This is a genomic window from Streptomyces sp. NPDC054796 (assembly GCF_053611545.1).
This window is the reverse complement of the sequence record NZ_JBSHAO010000005.1, coordinates 35,311-51,785: the sequence shown is the minus strand read 5'-3', so window position 1 is coordinate 51,785 and position 16,475 is coordinate 35,311. Positions and strand designations below refer to the sequence as shown.

General features: G+C 72.2%; 13 protein-coding genes, 1 pseudogene and 1 riboswitch. Of the genes and pseudogenes, 7 read left to right on the top strand and 7 right to left on the bottom strand.

Going from position 1 to position 16,475, the window contains the following annotated elements; translation table 11 throughout:
* Window positions 1–5 precede the first annotated feature (5 nt).
* Window positions 6–147, bottom strand: a riboswitch (SAM riboswitch).
* A 162-nt stretch (window positions 148–309) separates the two neighbouring features.
* Window positions 310–1,263 (top strand): glucosyl-3-phosphoglycerate synthase, encoded by a 954-nt coding sequence (locus ACWGJ2_RS05960; RefSeq protein WP_453344739.1) that lies wholly within the window; start codon window positions 310–312, stop codon window positions 1,261–1,263.
* A gap of 363 nt (window positions 1,264–1,626) precedes the next feature.
* Window positions 1,627–3,141 (top strand): alpha,alpha-trehalose-phosphate synthase (UDP-forming), encoded by a 1,515-nt coding sequence (locus ACWGJ2_RS05955; protein WP_453344738.1) that lies wholly within the window; start codon window positions 1,627–1,629, stop codon window positions 3,139–3,141.
* A 38-nt stretch (window positions 3,142–3,179) separates the two neighbouring features.
* Here ACWGJ2_RS05955 and otsB read toward each other — a convergent pair whose 3' ends face one another.
* The 3 genes from otsB to ACWGJ2_RS05940 form a co-directional block, all read right to left on the bottom strand.
* The gene (otsB, locus tag ACWGJ2_RS05950; protein ID WP_453344737.1) at window positions 3,180–4,013 is read right to left on the bottom strand and encodes a trehalose-phosphatase; all 834 of its coding nucleotides are present in this window, start codon (window positions 4,011–4,013) and stop codon (window positions 3,180–3,182) included.
* Window positions 4,014–4,097: 84 nt separating this feature from the next.
* The gene (locus ACWGJ2_RS05945) at window positions 4,098–4,385 is read right to left on the bottom strand and encodes a DUF3263 domain-containing protein (RefSeq protein ID WP_453344736.1); all 288 of its coding nucleotides are present in this window, start codon (window positions 4,383–4,385) and stop codon (window positions 4,098–4,100) included.
* A gap of 47 nt (window positions 4,386–4,432) precedes the next feature.
* Complete coding sequence (locus ACWGJ2_RS05940; protein ID WP_453344735.1) at window positions 4,433–5,716, bottom strand: ABC transporter substrate-binding protein; 1,284 nt, start codon at window positions 5,714–5,716, stop codon at window positions 4,433–4,435.
* 296 nt (window positions 5,717–6,012) lie between these two features.
* Here ACWGJ2_RS05940 and ACWGJ2_RS05935 point away from each other — a divergent pair, with 296 nt between their 5' ends.
* The 3 genes from ACWGJ2_RS05935 (at window position 6,013) to ACWGJ2_RS05925 (ending at window position 9,518) form a co-directional block, all read left to right on the top strand.
* A complete protein-coding gene (locus ACWGJ2_RS05935) occupies window positions 6,013–6,960 on the top strand; it encodes an ROK family protein (RefSeq protein WP_453344734.1) in 948 nt (315 codons plus the stop codon).
* Window positions 6,957–8,195, top strand: a complete 1,239-nt coding sequence (gene nagA / locus ACWGJ2_RS05930) for an N-acetylglucosamine-6-phosphate deacetylase (RefSeq protein ID WP_453344733.1) — start codon at window positions 6,957–6,959, stop codon at window positions 8,193–8,195. Before ACWGJ2_RS05935 ends, nagA begins: the two co-directional genes overlap by 4 nt.
* 327 nt (window positions 8,196–8,522) lie before the next feature.
* Window positions 8,523–9,518, top strand: coding sequence for a 1-phosphofructokinase family hexose kinase (locus ACWGJ2_RS05925; protein WP_453344732.1), 996 nt, complete (start codon window positions 8,523–8,525; stop codon window positions 9,516–9,518).
* A gap of 55 nt (window positions 9,519–9,573) precedes the next feature.
* Here ACWGJ2_RS05925 and ACWGJ2_RS05920 read toward each other — a convergent pair whose 3' ends face one another.
* Complete coding sequence (locus ACWGJ2_RS05920; RefSeq protein ID WP_453344731.1) at window positions 9,574–10,554, bottom strand: carbohydrate-binding protein; 981 nt, start codon at window positions 10,552–10,554, stop codon at window positions 9,574–9,576.
* A 199-nt stretch (window positions 10,555–10,753) separates the two neighbouring features.
* Window positions 10,754–12,475, bottom strand: a complete 1,722-nt coding sequence (cdgB, locus tag ACWGJ2_RS05915; protein ID WP_453344730.1) for a diguanylate cyclase CdgB — start codon at window positions 12,473–12,475, stop codon at window positions 10,754–10,756.
* A gap of 556 nt (window positions 12,476–13,031) precedes the next feature.
* Here cdgB and ACWGJ2_RS05910 point away from each other — a divergent pair.
* A complete protein-coding gene (locus tag ACWGJ2_RS05910) occupies window positions 13,032–13,553 on the top strand; it encodes a flavin reductase family protein (RefSeq protein WP_453344729.1) in 522 nt (173 codons plus the stop codon).
* A 45-nt stretch (window positions 13,554–13,598) separates the two neighbouring features.
* On the opposite strand, the gene arfB is transcribed toward ACWGJ2_RS05910, so the two are convergent.
* Window positions 13,599–14,027 carry an alternative ribosome rescue aminoacyl-tRNA hydrolase ArfB gene (gene arfB, locus ACWGJ2_RS05905; protein WP_453344728.1) on the bottom strand — a complete coding sequence of 143 codons (429 nt, stop codon included), beginning with the start codon at window positions 14,025–14,027 and terminating at the stop codon, window positions 13,599–13,601.
* Between the two features lie 225 nt (window positions 14,028–14,252).
* Between arfB and ACWGJ2_RS05900 the strand changes: the two genes are divergently transcribed.
* A complete protein-coding gene (locus ACWGJ2_RS05900; RefSeq protein WP_453344727.1) occupies window positions 14,253–14,828 on the top strand; it encodes a TerD family protein in 576 nt (191 codons plus the stop codon).
* Window positions 14,829–15,173: 345 nt separating this feature from the next.
* On the opposite strand, the pseudogene ACWGJ2_RS05895 reads toward ACWGJ2_RS05900, so the two are convergent.
* Window positions 15,174–16,430: pseudogene (locus ACWGJ2_RS05895) on the bottom strand (glycoside hydrolase family 27 protein); the annotation flags it as partial.
* Window positions 16,431–16,475 lie beyond the last annotated feature (45 nt).

Genomic DNA, 16,475 nt, shown 5'->3' with positions numbered 1-16,475 from the left:
CTTTCTCCTCATCTTCCCCGTGACGTATCTCGCCACGAGACGGAATTGGCACCTTCCCAAGCCGGGAGCCTCGCCATGATCGCGAGACCGGCTGGAGGGTTGCCGGGGCTTCAACGGGCCGTTTCCCTCTGCCCCTCTGGATGAGCGGTATGAAGTTTTGCGGTGCACGCACTGGACCGTGCAAGTGCACACTACGCAGATCGACCCCGACATGCGGTCGTCATCCGCGTTGTTCAAGACTGTAACCGAAGGCCCCGAGTCTTGAGATAGTCGTCCGAACCGCGAGATGGATCACATGGGGAGCGTCCAGTGCTGCCAGAAGTAGAGCAGTGGCTGAGCCATCGGTCCTGGTCAGCGACCGATCGCCGCCCGATCGGCGAGCTTCTCGCGGCCAAACGGAACGCGGGCAGCACCGTCAGCGTCGTGCTGCCCGCGCTCGACGAGGAGGCCACGGTCGCGAAGATCGTCTCCGTCATCCGCGGCGAGCTGATGACCGAGGCGGCGCCCCTCGTCGACGAGCTGGTCGTCATGGACTCCGGCTCCACCGACCGCACGGCCGAGGTCGCCGCCGCCGCGGGCGCGAAGGTCGTCCACCGCGACGAGGTGCTGCCCCGGCTGCCCGCGCTGCCCGGCAAGGGCGAGGTGCTGTGGCGGTCGCTGCTGGCGACCGACGGCGACATCGTCTGCTTCGTCGACGCCGACCTCATCGACTTCTCGTCCGCCTTCGTCTCCGGGATCGTCGGGCCACTGCTGCTGGAGCCCGAGCTGCACCTGGTCAAGGCGATGTACGACCGCCCGCTCGGGTCCGACCCGGCGGGCGGGGGCCGCGTCACGGAACTGGTGGCACGCCCCCTGCTGAACCTCCACTGGCCCCAGCTCGCGGGCTTCGTCCAGCCCCTGGGCGGCGAGTACGCGGCGCGGCGCTCCCTGCTGGAGCGGCTGCCGTTCCCCGTCGGCTACGGGGTGGAGCTGGGGCTGCTGATCGACGCGCTGCACACGGTGGGGCTCGACGCGCTCGGGCAGGCCGACGTGGGCATACGGCGGCACCGCCACCAGGACGGGCAGGCACTCGGGCGCATGGCCGCGACGATCTACCGCACCGCGCAGCTTCGGCTCTCGCGGGGGCACCTGGTGGGCGGGCTGCTGACGCAGTTCGAGCGCGACGCGGACGGGGGGTTCCTGGCGCGAGACGAACCGATCGCCACGGAGGAGAGGGAACCCATGCGCAGGGTCCCCGAATACACCCGCCTCCACGCGGCGTGACTCCCCGCCCTGCCGGTGCCCACAATCGGATCGGACCTGCTGTCGGCCGCGTACCTGGGAGGGGACGCGGTGGGGTGTCCCCGCAAGTGGTGGCGACGAGTGACGGCGGAGACACGCGAACGAGACCCGCACTTGTCGCCGCCCGAGGAGACACCCCGGCGCGGCACCGACCCCACCCACACAGCGCCCCCGCACCCCGCGTCCCGTGCCGCGGCACAAAAACCAGCGCGGGACCCTACGGCACCCACCTCACCGGTGAACCGTCCCGCGCAACACCCCCGACAAGGGGAACCCACCGTTTCCTTCCGCCACCCCGCGAAGGGGGAACGTTTGGGCGGATCTCGGGGCGGCTAAGCTCCGCGCATGGTCGCCGAACCCGCCACCCCCTCAGCGCACCCCCCGCACGCGCAGGTCCTGGTCGCGTCCAACCGCGGCCCGGTCGCCTACAGCGCCGCCCCTGACGGCACGCTCCAGGCCAAGCGCGGCGGCGGCGGACTCGTGTCCGGGCTGTCGGCCATCGGCCCGGACACCGACGCCGTGTGGGTGTGCGCCGCACTCGGCGACGACGACCGCGAGGCCGCACGCCGAGCCGCACGGCGCGCCGCCGGCGACACCGGCAAGCTGGACCCGGAGGACACCGGCGGCCAGTCCGTACGGATGCTGGACATCCCGGAGGACACGTTCAGGGACGCGTACAACGGCGTGGCCAACTCCGTGCTGTGGTTCGTCCACCACCTGCTGTACCAGACCCCCGTCGAGCCGTCCTTCGACGAGGACTTCACGCGCCAGTGGACCTCGTACGAGCGCTACAACGCCGCGTTCGCCGACGCGCTCGCCGAGGAGGCGGGCGAGGGCGCCGTCGTGCTGGTGCAGGACTACCACCTCACCCTCGTCCCCGCGCTGCTCCGCGCCCGCCGCCCCGACCTGCGCATCGGCCACTTCTCGCACACCCCGTGGGCCCCGCCGGACTACTACGCGCTGCTGCCCGACGAGACCGCGGCGCGGGTCCTGCGCGGCATCCTGGGCGCCGACCGCGCCGGGTTCCTGACGTGGCGGTGGGCCGAGGCGTTCGCGGACTGCTGTGCGCGCGTGCTGGGCGCCGAGGTGACCTCGCGCGAGGACGGCCACGAGCTGACGGTGTCGTACGAGGGCCGCACGACCCGCGTCGGCGTGCACGGACTCGGCGCCGACGCCGATTTCCTGCGCGAGCGCGCACACCGCGACGACGTGGCGGAGCGGATGGCGCAGTTGCGTACGCAGGTCGGCGCCGGGCCCGACGGCGCGCCCCGGCGCACGGTCGTCCGCGTGGACCGCACGGAGCTGTCCAAGAACATCGTGCGCGGACTGCGCGCCTACCGCCGCCTCCTCGCCGACCACCCCGAGTGGCACGAGCGCGTCGTGCACGTGGCCTTCGCGTACCCCTCGCGGCAGGACCTGGAGGTGTACCGCGAGTACACCGACGAGGTCTCGCGCGTCGCCGACGGGATCAACGCGGAGTTCGGCCGGGGCGACTGGACCCCGGTCGTGCTGCACGTGAAGGACGACTTCGCGCGCTCGCTGGCCGCCTACCGGCTGGCGGACGTCGCGCTGGTCAATCCGATCAGGGACGGCATGAACCTCGTCGCCAAGGAGGTGCCCGTCGTCTCCGACGACGGCTGCGCGCTGGTCCTCTCGCGCGAGGCGGGCGCCTTCGCGGAGTTGGGCGAGGACGCGCTCACGGTCAACCCGTACGACGTCACGGCCACCGCCGAAGCGCTGCACGAGGCGCTGACGATGGAGCGGGACGAGCGTGCGGAGCGCACCAAGCGGCTGGCTGCGGCGGCCACGGCGCTCCCGCCGGAGCGCTGGTTCCTGGACCAGCTCAACGCACTCCGCTAACGGCGCCGCACAGCGCAGCGCCCCCGCGCGACGCAGCGTCAGCGCAGCGAGTCCGCGAGGCGCTCCAGCAGGTCGACCACGCCCGCGGGGCCGTTCACCGTGAGGTCGGCGCGCTCGGCCAGTTCGGTCACCTCGTCGCTGCCGCTGCACACCAGCAGTCCCGGCACGCCCTCGCCGCGCAGCTTCTCCACCGCGCTGAAGGCGGCGAGATCGCCGAGGTCGTCGCCCGCGTACAGGACCGCTCCGGCGCCCGCGGCGCGGACGAACTCGGCGAGTGCCGCGCCCTTGTCCACGCCGTGCGGGCGCAGCTCCATGACCATGCGTCCGGGCTCCGCACGCAGCCCGTGCCGCTCGGCCAGCGCGGCCAGCGGCTCGCGCAGCAGCGCGAAGGCGCCTGCGGGATCGTCGGCGCGACGGGTGTGGACGGCGAGGGCGCGGCCCTTGTCCTCCACCCAGGTGCCCTCCGGGGCCCGCAGCTCCTCCAGCAGGGTGGGCAGCTCGCGGCGCAGGTTCTCGATCTCGACGGGCGGTTCAGGCCGCCGCACGGTCCCCGTCGCCGCGTCCCAGCGCTCAGCGCCGTACGCGCCGAGCACGGTGAGGTGGTCGAGGCCCGCTGCGCCCTCGAAGCCGCCGTAGCGCACGGCGGCCTCCACGGGCCGCCCCGTGATCACGGCCACGGCGCACAGCCGGGGCGCGAGCCGCGACAGCGCGGGCACGGCGCCGGGGTGGGCGCGGGCCTGCTCGGGGTCGGCGACGATCGGCGCGAGCGTTCCGTCGAAGTCCACGGCGACCACGGCACGGCCGGGCTCGGCCAGGATCGCGTCGAGGGCTTCCCTGCCAGGGGCGGTACGAGGTGTGGGCACGGCGACCATGCCAGGGACACTACCGGCTGACGCCCCGCACGTGACCATGCGCGACGCGGACGCGCACGGCCCCGCACCCGCGCCACACCGCTCTCAGCGCAGCGCGCGCCGCTCCTCGCGCCGTGCGCGCAGCCGGTTGACCGTGACGGGGTCGTGGGCCAGGGCGCGGGGATCGTCCAGGAGGGCGTTGAGCAACTGGTAGTAGCGGGTCGGCGAGAGGCCGAGCCGCTCCCGTATCTCCCGCTCCTTCGCGCCGGGCCCCGGCCACCCGCGCCGCTCGACGGCGAGCACCGCCCTGTCGCGCTCCGACAGCCCGGACGCGGACCGCTCCTCGTGGAGCACCGCGCTCTCCCCCGCTCCCGCTCCGGTCTCCTCCGTCATGCGTCCCAACGTAACCCCGGCCACTGACAACCGGCCGGGGCTGCGGCCTACTGCGCTGCCGTCTCCTCCGCCTCGGCCTTGCGCTGGAGGCCGCCGAGCACGCTCGCGGGGCTGCCGCCCTTCTCCACGGCCTTGCCGATCGACTTCTTGATCTCGGCGCTGACGTGCGCCCAGGAGACCTTGCCCGCCGGGTAGAACTCGGCGGTGGCCAGCTCGTCGAGGAAGCTCCACAGCTCCTTGTGGCCCTTGTCGCGCCGCATCCGCTCGCGGGCGGCCGTGGTCACGGGGAGCATGTCGTAGCGGTCGGCGAAGGCGTAGTGGTTCTTCTCGCTGTAGGCGAAGTCGAGGAACGCGCCGATCTGCTCGCGGTGCCCGTTCTGCTTGAAGCCCATCATCCAGTCCGCGACGCCCATGGTGGCCTTGGCGGGGCCGCCGTCGCCGGGCAGCACGGCCGTCCCGTACTTCACGTCGTTCCGGTCGGCCTGCTGCATCAGCGTGGGGTGGCCGTTGAGCATGCCGACCTCGCCCCGGCAGAACGCGTCGAAGAGGTCCTGCCTGTCGGTGCTGCCGGGGCCGGGGTTGGTGAGGCCCTCGCCGACGAGTTCGTCGCGGAGCCAGGTGAAGGCGCGGACGTTCTCGGCGGAGTCGATGGTGTAGGTGCCGACGGTGTCCGTGTAGCCGCCGCCCGCGCTGAGCATCCACATCATGGTCTCGGCCGGTGCTTCCTCGGGGCCGAGCGGCAGCCCGTACGGGATCTTCACGCCCGCGTCCTTGAGCGCGGCGGCGGCCCGCTTCAGCTCCTTCCAGCTCTCGGGCGGCGCCTCGGGGTCGAGCCCGGCCTCGCTGAAGAGGGTCTTGTTGTAGAAGAGCAGCCGGGTGCTGGAGGCGAACGGCAGCCCGTACTGCACCCGGATCACCTCGCCCGCCTCGGCGAGCGAGGGCAGGAAGTCGGCCTGGACGGGGATGGAGAGCAGGTCGCTGGCCGGATAGAGCTTGTCCTGGTCGGCGTAGTTGGCGTAGGCGCCGATCTGGGCGATGTCGGGTGCCTCGCCGCGCTTGACCATGTCGGCGACCTTCTTGTCGACGTCGTTCCAGCTGTAGACGGAGACGTCGACGGTGATGTTGGGGTGCTTCTTCGTGAAGGCGCGGGCGATCTCGTCCCAGTAGGTCTGGGTGCTGTTGTCGCCCCCCGGGTTGCCGTAGTCGGCCGCGACCATCTTGAGCGTGACGCCGTCGCCCGAGTCCGAGCCGCTGCCGCACGCCGTGGCGGTGAGTCCCACGGCACCCGTGAGGCCCGTCGCCGCCAGCCCCAGAAAACGCCGACGTTCCACGTGAACTACCCCTTAAGCCCCTGTATGGCCACCGGCCATCGTTCGCACTCGTCCCGTCGGCCGCGCCTTCGAGACCGCACACGTATGGAACGGAAGTCTCCACTCCGTACCCCACAAGGTCTACACCACCACCCCTACCACTTCCGCAACGGCCTTCCCCTGCCCAGGTCAGCACGGTGCACCCGACGCCCGAAGGGCTACAAAGATCCCGCCGGACGCGGTCGGACGCGGTCGGACGCGGCCAGTCGCGCGAGTGGACTAGACCTTTCCCGTGCTCTCGCGGGAGACTGACCCCTGTGAGTCCTCGGGAATACGTCATCGCCCTCGACGTGGGCGGCACGGGAATGAAGGCCGCCCTCATCGGGCCCGACAACCAGCCGCTGCACGAAACACGCCGCGCCACCGACCGCGACCGCGGTCCCGAGGCCGTCGTCGAGGGCATCCTCGGCTTCGCGGCTGAGCTGCGCGCGTACGGCGTCGAACGGTTCGGGAACGAGCCGTCAGCCGCCGGAGTCGCCGTCCCCGGCATCATCGACGAGGCGAATGGCGTAGCCGTCTACGCCGCCAACCTGGGCTGGCGCGACGTGCCGCTGCGCGCGCTGCTGAGCGCGCGCCTCGGCGGCGCGCTGCCCGTCGCGCTCGGGCACGACGTGCGCACGGGCGGGCTCGCCGAGGGCCGCATCGGCGCGGGCGAGGGCGTGGACCGCTTCCTCTTCGTGCCGCTCGGCACGGGCATCGCCGGCGCCATCGGCATCGAGGGGCGCGTCGAGCCGGGGGCGCACGGCAGCGCGGGCGAGATCGGGCACATCTCGGTGCGCCCCGAGGGGCCGCGGTGCCGGTGCGGGCAGCGCGGCTGCCTGGAGATGCTCGCCTCCGCCGCTGCCGTCGGCCACGCCTGGGCGAAGGCGTGCGGCGATCCGCAGGCCACGGCGGCCGACGCGGCCAAGGCCGTCGAGTCGGGGGATCCGCGCGCCCTCGCCGTGTGGCGCGACGCGCTCGACGCGCTCGCCGCCGGGCTCGTCACGGCCCTGACCCTCCTCGACCCCCGCACGCTGATCATCGGCGGCGGGCTCGCGGAGGCGGGCGACACCCTGTTCGTACCGCTTCGGGACGCGGTACGGGAACGGGTCACCTTCCAGCACATCCCGACGATCGTGCCTGCGGCGCTTGGGGATGCCGCAGGATGCCTGGGCGCGGGACTTCTCGCCTGGGATCTTCTCTCCGCGGAGGTTGCGAGCCGATGACCAAGCGCAAGGTGCTGACCGGGGCACGGGTGGTGCTGCCGGGAGGCGTCGCCGAGAACGGGTGGCTGGCCGTCGAGGGCCGCACACTCGCCACCGTCGGCCAGGGGGGCGCGGACGAGGGGTTCGACGGGGCGGGGGGCTCCGGCGCGACGGGAGGTTCCGGCACGGCGGGGGGCTCCGGCGCGGGCGGCGACGTGCTCGACCTGGGCGGGCACTGGATCGTGCCCGGCTTCGTCGACATGCACGTGCACGGCGGCGGCGGCGCGTCCTTCTCCGCCGGTACGCCCGAGGAAGCGCTCAAGGCCATCGCCATGCACCGCGGCCACGGCACCACGACCATGGTCGCCTCGACCGTCACCGGCGACCTGGCCGACCTCGCCCAGCAGGCGGGCACACTCAGCGAACTCACCGAGCAGGGCGATCTGGCGGGCGTCCATTTCGAGGGCCCCTTCATCTCCCCGCACCGCTGCGGCGCCCACGAACCGGCGCTGCTGCGCGACCCCGCGCCCGCCGACGTGCGCAAGCTCGTGGACGCGGCACGCGGCAGCGCCCGCATGATGACGCTGGCGCCCGAACTCCCCGGCGGGCTCGACTCCGTACGGCTACTCGTCGAGAACGGCGTCATCGCGGCCGTCGGACACACCGACTCCACCTACGACGCGACCCGCGAGGCCATCGAGGCGGGCGCGAGCGTCGCCACGCACCTCTTCAACGCGATGCCGGGGCTCGGCCACCGCGCCCCGGGGCCCATCGCCGCGCTCCTGGAGGACGAGCGGATCACCGTCGAGCTGATCAACGACGGCACCCATCTGCACCCGTCCGTACTGGAACTGGCCTTCGGCAGCGCGGGCGCCTCGCGCGTCGCCTTCATCACCGACGCGATGGGCGCCGCCGGGATGGGCGACGGCCGCTACCCGCTCGGCCCGATGGAGGTCGAGGTCAAGGAGGGCGTCGCGCGGCTGGTCGAGGGCGGCTCCATCGCGGGCTCCACGCTCACCATGGACCGCGCGCTCCGGCGCGCCGTGACCGTCGACGGCATCGCGGTCGAGGACGCCGTCCGCGCCCTGTCCGCGAACCCGGCGAGGCTCCTCGGCGTCGACGACAGGGTCGGCTCACTGGAGGCGGGCAAGGACGCCGATCTCGTGGTACTGGACGAGGACTTCGCGCTCGTGGGCGTCATGCGGCACGGTGAGTGGGTGGTCGAGCCGAGCACGGCGGTGCGTGCCGCGGGCTGACGTGGCGGCTCGGCGGCTCGGCGGCGGGCCGGTCCACAGGTCGGTGGCGGGTCCGTCACTCCCGTCGTCCCCGGTCACAGGGCCAACAGATCGCGCCAAAAGCCGAGTTCGAGACCGCTTCGGAACCCCCGGGGGGTCGCCTCCGGGGGTGTGCGATGGCATGATCGCTCGCGCGCGGTCGTCACCTCGTGTGCGCCCGCTCACCTGTCCGTTGTCGCCTGTCCGTCGTCACTGCTTCACCGATTCGCTGTCGTCGCTTCGCCGTTCGCGTCCGTGCGGCTGTTCCTGTACTCGGGGGCGGGTACCTGTCGTAGGGGGTTGTTCCTGGTGATCCTGACGATCACGCTCAATACCGCCCTCGACCTCACCTACCGTGTCCCCCGCCTCGACGTCCACGGCTCGCACCGCGTCCGCGAGGTGACGGAGCGGCCCGGCGGCAAGGGCCTCAACGTGGCCCGCGTGCTCGCCGCGCTCGGGCACCGCACCGTCGTCACGGGCTTCGCCGGGGGCGGTACGGGACAGGAACTGCGGCGGCTCCTCGCCGAGGACACCTCGTACCGCGCGCACGGCGCGGGCGTTCCCGTCGAGGACGCGCTCCTGCCCATCGCGGGCAGCACGCGCCGCACCGTCGGCGTCGTGGACGAGTCGAGCGGCGACACGACGCAGCTCAACGAGCCGGGACCGCAGGTCGGCCCGGACGAGTGGGGGACGCTGCTCGCCGCCTACGGGCGGCTGCTGCGCGGCGAGCCCCACGACGGTGACCGAGCCTGTCCGCTCCCCGCGCCGCGCGCCGTCGCACTGTGCGGGAGCCTGCCGCCCGGAGTGCCGGTCGGCGCGTACGCGCAGCTCATCAGGGAGGCGCGGGCAGCCGAGATACCCGTGCTGCTGGACACCAGCGGCGAACCCCTGCGGCGCGGGCTGGCAGCGCGGCCCGACCTCGTCAAGCCCAACTCGCAGGAGCTGGCCGGGATCACGGGGCACACCGAGCCGCTGCGCGCCGCACGCGGGGCGCAGCGGCGCGGGGCGCGGGCCGTCGCCGCCTCGCTGGGCGCCGACGGGATGGTCGTCGTCACGCCCGAGGGCACCTGGCAGGCGATGCCGCCCGAGCGGCTCTCGGGGAATCCGACGGGCGCCGGCGACTCGGCCGTCGCCGGGCTGCTGTCGGGGCTCGTCGAAGGGCTCGACTGGCCGGCGCTGCTGGCGCGGGCCGTCGCGCTGTCAGCGGCGACGGTGCGGTCTCCCGCGGCGGGCGAGTTCGACCGCGACGTCTACGAGACGCTGCTCCCCCGCATCGCCCCGACCCTCCTGGCGACGGCACCCTGACCACCGGGCCCGCCGGACCGCCGGGCTTCACCGGTCCGCCGGGCCCGCCTGAGGGCTAGGACTGCTTCAGGGAGACCTGGTCCAGGTAGGCGTTGCACTGGTTGCCCTCGGCGCAGGCGATCTCGACCGTGTTCTCGCCCTTGGTGAGCGTGACCGGCGCCCACGTGGTCTGCCAGCCCTTCTCCCAGTTGCCCTTCGGCGAACCGATGAAGTTCTTCATCCCGAGCGGCTGCGCGTTCGCCTTCCCGTTCACGGACACCGTGGCGTTCGCGTCCTCGCCGGGAATGCCGTAGCGCACGTACAGCCGGTAGTCACCGGCCTTCGGCGCCTTGACGGTCCACACGGCCTTCGCGCCGACCTGGTTGAAGCCCGCCACGTACGTGCCGCCGTCGGCCTCCGCGCCCTTCGTGTCCTTCGCGGGGGCCGCGCCGCCCTCCAGGCGGAGGCTGGCCGCGTCCTGCTGCGGGAGGCCCGAGTTCTGCTGCTGCTTGCCGTCGTCCGCTTCGTCCTGCTCGCCCTGGCCGCCGCCGTCGGCGGAGGCGCTGGGCGTGCTGCCGCCCGCCTGGTCGCCCGTGGACTCGTCGTCGCTGTTGAAGACGATGGCCGCGCCGATACCGATCACGACCGCCGCGACGACCGCGATGGCCCCGATCAGCAGCCCGTTGCGGCTGCGGCCACCTCGGCCGTAGCCGCCGTCGCCGTGTCCGCCGCCGTTCCCGTGTCCGTTGCCACCCGCGTGGTGCTGGCTCTGGCGGGTGGCGGCCCTGCCGCCCGGCACGGTCTCGGGCGCCGCGTAGTGCGCGCTGGGCTGCTGCTGCCCGTAGGCGGACTGCTGCTGTCCGTATGCGGCCTGCTGCCCGCCGTACTGGCGCTCGCCTACCGTGCGGACCTGGTTGTACGAGCGGCGGGGAACACCACGCTGTGCGCCGGACTGCGGAACCGTCGAGCCGTTACCGCCTTCCTGGCGGTACAGATGGGCAAACGGGTCGTCGCCCTGATCAGGCGTCTCACCCGTGCCGTTGTTCTCGGCGGTCATCCCCTGTCACTCCCTACTGCGTCAGGTATCCGGCCGAGCCTACCTCTCCGGGGTGACCCTCTTGCCAACGCCGGAATGATCAGGGGGCGGACGCCTTGTGAATCTCGCCATCCAGGGCCACGGGCCGTGTCCGCGGGGTTCCACGGGGTGTCACGGGGCTCCGGGGCCGTTCGCGCGGTCCTTCCCGCGCCACCTCGCGTCACCCCGCCCGGCGCTGCCCCTTCGAACGGGACCGCTTCTCGACGTACATCCGCTGGTCGGCGGACTGGAGCACTTCCTCGGCCGTCATCCCGCAGCCCGCCCAGCCGATGCCGAAGCTGGCTCCGACGCGGACGGCGCGGCCGTCGACCCGGATGGGCGGGATGATCGCGTTCCGCAGCCGCACGGCCAGGTCCTGCGCGTCGGCCGGGCCCAGCCCGTCGGCGAGGACGACGAACTCGTCGCCGCCCATCCGCGCCACCGTGTCGTTGTCCCGCACGCCCTCCGAGAGGCGGCGCGCGACCTCGACCAGGACGGCGTCGCCGCAGTTGTGGCCGAAACGGTCGTTGATCGACTTGAAGCCGTCGAGGTCGCAGAAGAGCACGGCGAGACCCTTCTCACCCGGCCCGTCGCCCTCGGGCGGCACCATGTGGACGTGGTGGTGGTCGTACCCGGCGTAGCCCCCGCTGGGTGCCGCGCCGTTGCCGCCCTCCACGCCCGTGCCCAGTCCTCCGCCCATGCCGGTGCCCATGCCTCCGGTACCGCCCAGGCCCAGCTCGTCGAACTCGTCCGTGCTGAACGCGTGCCCGCCCGGGTCCCCGCCGACCAGCCCGGAGATCGCGGGCCCCGGGCCCGGGGTGGGGCCTGGGCTGTCGCAGAGCCTGCTGTTGAGGCGGGCGCGCAGCTCGGCGCTGTTGGGCAGGCCCGTCAGCGAGTCGTGGCTCGCGCGGTGGGCGAGTTGCAGCTCGTGGCGCTTGCGCTCCTCGATGTCCTCGACGTGGGTGAGCAGGAAGCGCGGTCCGTCGGCCGCGTCGGCGACGACGGAGTTGCGGAGCGAGACCCACACGTACGAGCCGTCGCGCCGCGCCAGCCGCAGCTCGGCCCGGCCGCCCTCGGCCGAGGTGCGCAGCAGGGTGCCGATGTCCTCGGGGTGCACGAGATCGGAGAAGGAGTAGCGCCGCATCGCGGAGGCGGGGCGGCCCAGCAGGCGGCACAGCGCGTCGTTGGTGCGGATCAGGCGTCCGTGCTGGTCACCGCCCATCTCGGCGACGGCCATGCCGCTGGGCGCGTACTCGAACGCCTGCCGGAAGCTCTCCTCACTGGCCCGCAGCGCCGACTGCTCGCGCTCCAGCCTGACCAGCGCGCGCTGCATGTTGGAGCGCAGGCGGGCGTTGGTGAGGGCGATGGCGGCCTGGAAGGAGTACATCTGCAACGCCTCGCGCCCCCACGCGCCCGGGCGCCGCCCGTTGCGGGGTTTGTCGACGGAGAGCACGCCGAGGAGTTCGGTGTCGGAGGCGTAGAGCGGGGCGAAGAGGCGGTCCATGGGGTGCCACTCGTCCGAGAAGCGGGGCGCGGGCCCGGCGGGGTGCCACTGGGGCACGTCGTCATCGTCGAGGACCCAGCCCTCGGTGTACGGGATGAAGCGCAGCTCGCCCCACTTCTCGCCCATCGAGAGGCGGCGGTCCCAGGAGGCACGCGAGCCGACCCGGCCCGCCATCATCGCCTCTGCCCCGGCGCTCCCGGCGACGGCGGCGACGACGAGATCGCCGTCGGGCCGTACGAGATTGACCGCGGCTATCTCGAAGCCGAGCCCCTCCACGACGCCGTCGGCGACGGTCTGGAGGGTGTCGGCGAGACTGCGGGCGGTGTTGAGCTGTGCCACCACCTGGTGTAGCTGACGCAGACTGGCGAGGCGGACATAGGGCTCCGACTCGGTTTCCATCGCCCTCCCCCTGAGCCTCGGTCGTCAACTCCAGGTGTTCGCGGGACGTCATTGTCCGACTGCCACGGGCCACTGAATCACAGCGAGCTGTTCACCCGGTACACAGGGTCAACAATTAATGCCCTCTGTGACTCAAGTCACAAGAATCCAGGGTTGGTTGGGTGCGTTACGTGGAAGCGCTTCCCGAATGGTCTCCGCTGGTCACGGGCCTTCCGAGGCATGTCAGGGCATCATGACGTCCGTACATGAACTCACCAGTACGCCACCCAATGCGCCCCCTTCGCGCGCCGGTGCGTGCTCCCTCGCGTCCCCCTCTCCGTACCGTTCACACCCCACCGACATAACGGGGCTTGGCGGGAGATAACGGCCGATCGGGGGGTCGGCTTCCGGGTACGCCTCACGAGGGGCCTAGGACCCGCCTGGTTCCTGCGTCCGATGTGTCCACTCACCCATTCCGGTTAGCGTTCTTGACGTGTCCAACGCAGCGCAACAGCAACAGACGGTGCCGACTCCCCCCTCTTCCGCCCCTGCCGCCTCTTCTCCCTCCTCCTCTCCGATGCCCCATGCTGGTGGGGTGAGCGAGGACGAGTTCCGGGCCGCCATGGCGCGGCTGGCGGCCGGCGTGGTGCTGGTTTCGGCGTACGACCCGGAGGAAGGCCCCCGCGGCGAGCCCGTGGGCATGACCGCCACCGCGTTCATGTCCGTCTCCCTCGACCCTCCCCTGGTCATGGTCAGCGTCCGCGACGGTTCACGGATGGACGAGCTGCTGGAGCGCCAGCCCCTGTGGGCCGCCTCCCTGCTGAACGACGGCCAGCGGCAGACCGCCGACCGCTTCTCGATGAAGGGCCGCCTCAACGACCGGCTGCTCTACCGGGAGCTGCCCCACACCCTCGGCGAGGCCACGGGCGCGCCCCTGGTGACGGACGCGCTGGCCATGGTCGAGTGCCGCACGGAACAGCGCGTGCCCGCGGGCGACCACACCCTCGTCATCGCGCGCGTCCTGTCGACGACGCTTCCGCACGCGAAGGAGAGCGGGCCGCTGGTGTACTTCCGTGGCCGGTACCGTTCGCTCGCCTGAGCCCATCCGGGCCGCGCCCGGGGCCCGTGGAGGGGAGCGGGCGGGTCAGGTCCAGTCGCGGCCCGAGCGGCCGCGCTTCAGATCGCCGCGCTGCTGCTTGCTCCGCAGCCGCCGCTCGTTGGCCCCGCGCGAGACCTTCTTCTTGCGGCGGGGGCGCGGCGGCGGCGCCGTCGCCTCCGCGAGCAGTGCGGCCATGCGGGTGGCCGCCGTCTCGCGGTTGCGCCACTGGGAACGGTGCTCGCCCGCGCGCACGACCAGCACCCCGTCCACCAGCCGCGGGCCGAGCCGCTCCAGCGCGCGCTCCTTCCACACCTCGGGCAGCGCCTCGGTGGCCGCGAGGTCGAAGCGCAGCTCCGCGCGGCTGTCGCTGGTGTTGACGTGCTGGCCGCCGGGGCCCGAGGAGCGCGAGAAACGCCACGACAGCTCGGCCTCCGGCAGGGAGACCGCACCACGGATGACGTAGGGACCGGACATGAGTCCCATGATCCCGCCTCCGCGCGCCCTCGTCACCGCCTTTTCGCGGCGGGACGGTCCGCGCGGGGGCGGGGCGCGCAGGGCGATACGGGGCGCGCGGGGCGGGGCGCGCGAGTGAAACGTAAAGAACGCAAAGAATCTGGAACCCGCCCGTCCCCCGTCCGCGTTGTGCAGGGTGGAGGACACCGACCCCTCTTCAGTACCTCACTACGAAAGGGCATCCCCATGGCTGTAAGCCTGTCCAAGGGCGGCAACGTCTCGCTCACCAAGGAGGCACCGGGCCTGACCGCCGTCACGGTCGGCCTCGGCTGGGACGTCCGCACGACCACGGGTACGGACTTCGACCTCGACGCGAGCGCCATCGCGGTGAACCCCAGCGGCAAGGTCTACTCCGACCAGCACTTCATCTTCTTCAACAACAAGGCGACGCCTGACCAGTCCATCGTCCACACCGGCGACAACGTCACCGGCGAGGGCGAGGGCGACGACGAGCAGATCAACGTCAACCTCGCCGCCCTCCCCGCCGAGATCGAGAAGATCGTCTTCCCGGTCTCGATCTACGACGCCGAGACGCGCAGCCAGAACTTCGGCCAGGTGCGCAACGCCTTCATCCGCATCGTCAACCAGGCGGGCGGCACGGAGATCGCGCGTTACGACCTGAGCGAGGACGCCGCCACCGAGACCGCCATGGTCTTCGGCGAGCTGTACCGCAACGGCGCCGAGTGGAAGTTCCGGGCCGTCGGCCAGGGCTACGCCGCGGGCCTCGTCGGCATCGCCCAGGACTTCGGCGTCAACGTCTGATCCGGACCGACGCCTGATTCTGGCCAATGGCCGGCCAGTGTCTGATCCCGACTGCCGGGCCCCAGGTCCGACGTCCGTACGCCGTGTTCCACACGGCTGACCGACGTCGGGCCGGAGCCCGCGCAGCACCAGTCGTCCGGTTCGGGGCCCGCGACACGCGGGTTCCCGGGCGCATCCCGGACGCCACGGAGGCCGCCCGACCCGAGCACACGGGGCCGGGCGGCCTTCTCGCTCCACGCGGAGCGCCGGGGTGCGGGGTGCGGGGTGCGGCCGTCAGCCGTACGGCCGAGCCTGGCACCGGGGCGTCCCGGGCCCGAGCGCTCGGCGGACGAACCGACCTCAGTCCTCGGCCGACACCTTCAGCAGCACCGTCCCGTGCGCCGGGACCGTCGCCTCGATCGTGCCGTCGCCGCTCGCGTCCTCGTGCTTCCACAGATCGCGCAGCGTGTACGAATCGGCCTCGGGCAGCCCCACGTCGGCCGCCGTCGTGGAGATCGTCTGCTCCTGCTCGGACTCGTTGAACAGCGCGACGGCGCGGCTGCCGTCCTTGAGTTCCTTGGCGACGACCCAGCGCCCCTCCTCGGAGGAGACCACGCTGCCCTGCTTGCCCAGCTTGTCCTGGTCGACGGCGATGACCTCCTTGTTGCCGAGGATCTCGTACGTCGCGTCGGTCGCCGTGCGCAGGTCGGAGCCGATGAGGAGCGGCGCGGCCATGATCGACCACATGGAGAAGTGGGTGCGGTACTCCGTGTCGGTCATGCCGCCGTTGCCGACCTCCAGCATGTCGGGGTCGTTCCAGTGGCCTGGCCCGGCGTACGGGGCCAGCGGCAGGTTCCGCTTCATGATGCCGAGCATGCTGCCCCAGTTGTCGCTGATATCGCCCGTCGTGCGCCACAGCTCGCCGTACTTCGCCGCCCACTCCCACGGCTTGTTCTGGCCCCACTCGCAGATGCTGTAGACGATGTCGCGCTTGGTCTTCTTCAGCGCCTTGTCCATCGCCGCGTAGCGCTCCTGGGCCGGGACGCCCTGGTTGTTGCAGTTGTCGTACTTGAGGTAGTCGATGCCCCAGTCCGCGAACTGCTGGGCGTCGCTCTCCTCGTGCCCGAGTGCGCCGGGGAAGCCGTTCCGGTTGCAGGTCTTGGTGCCGGCGCTGGTGTAGATGCCGATCTTCAGGCCCTTGGAGTGCACATAGTCGGCGACCGCCTTGATCCCGTTGGGGAACCGGACCGGGTCGGGCACCAGCTTGCCGTCGGCGTCGCGCTGCGGGAGGGCCCAGCAGTCGTCGAGGTTGACGTACTCGTAGCCCGCTTCCTTGAGCCCCTTCTCGACGAAGATGTCGGCGATGCCCTTGACCATCGCCTCGTTGAACTCGGGGCGGCAGTGGGTGGCGTTCCAGTTGTTGAAGCCCATGGGGGGCGTGCGGGCGAGTCCGCGCTTCGGCCCGCCCTTCGCCTCGCCCGTGAACGCGCCCGCGTCAGACGCGGGGGCCGGGGCCGCCTGGGGCGCGGCGGTGGCCGAGGGGGCGTACAGCCCCGCTCCACAGATCAGGGTGACCGCAAGCGAACTGATCAGTCGTCTCTGGCGGGTTGGCAGATGGCTCACTGTTCCGTCCTCCGTCCTCGCTGGACCGAAACCGTTCCTTCCGCG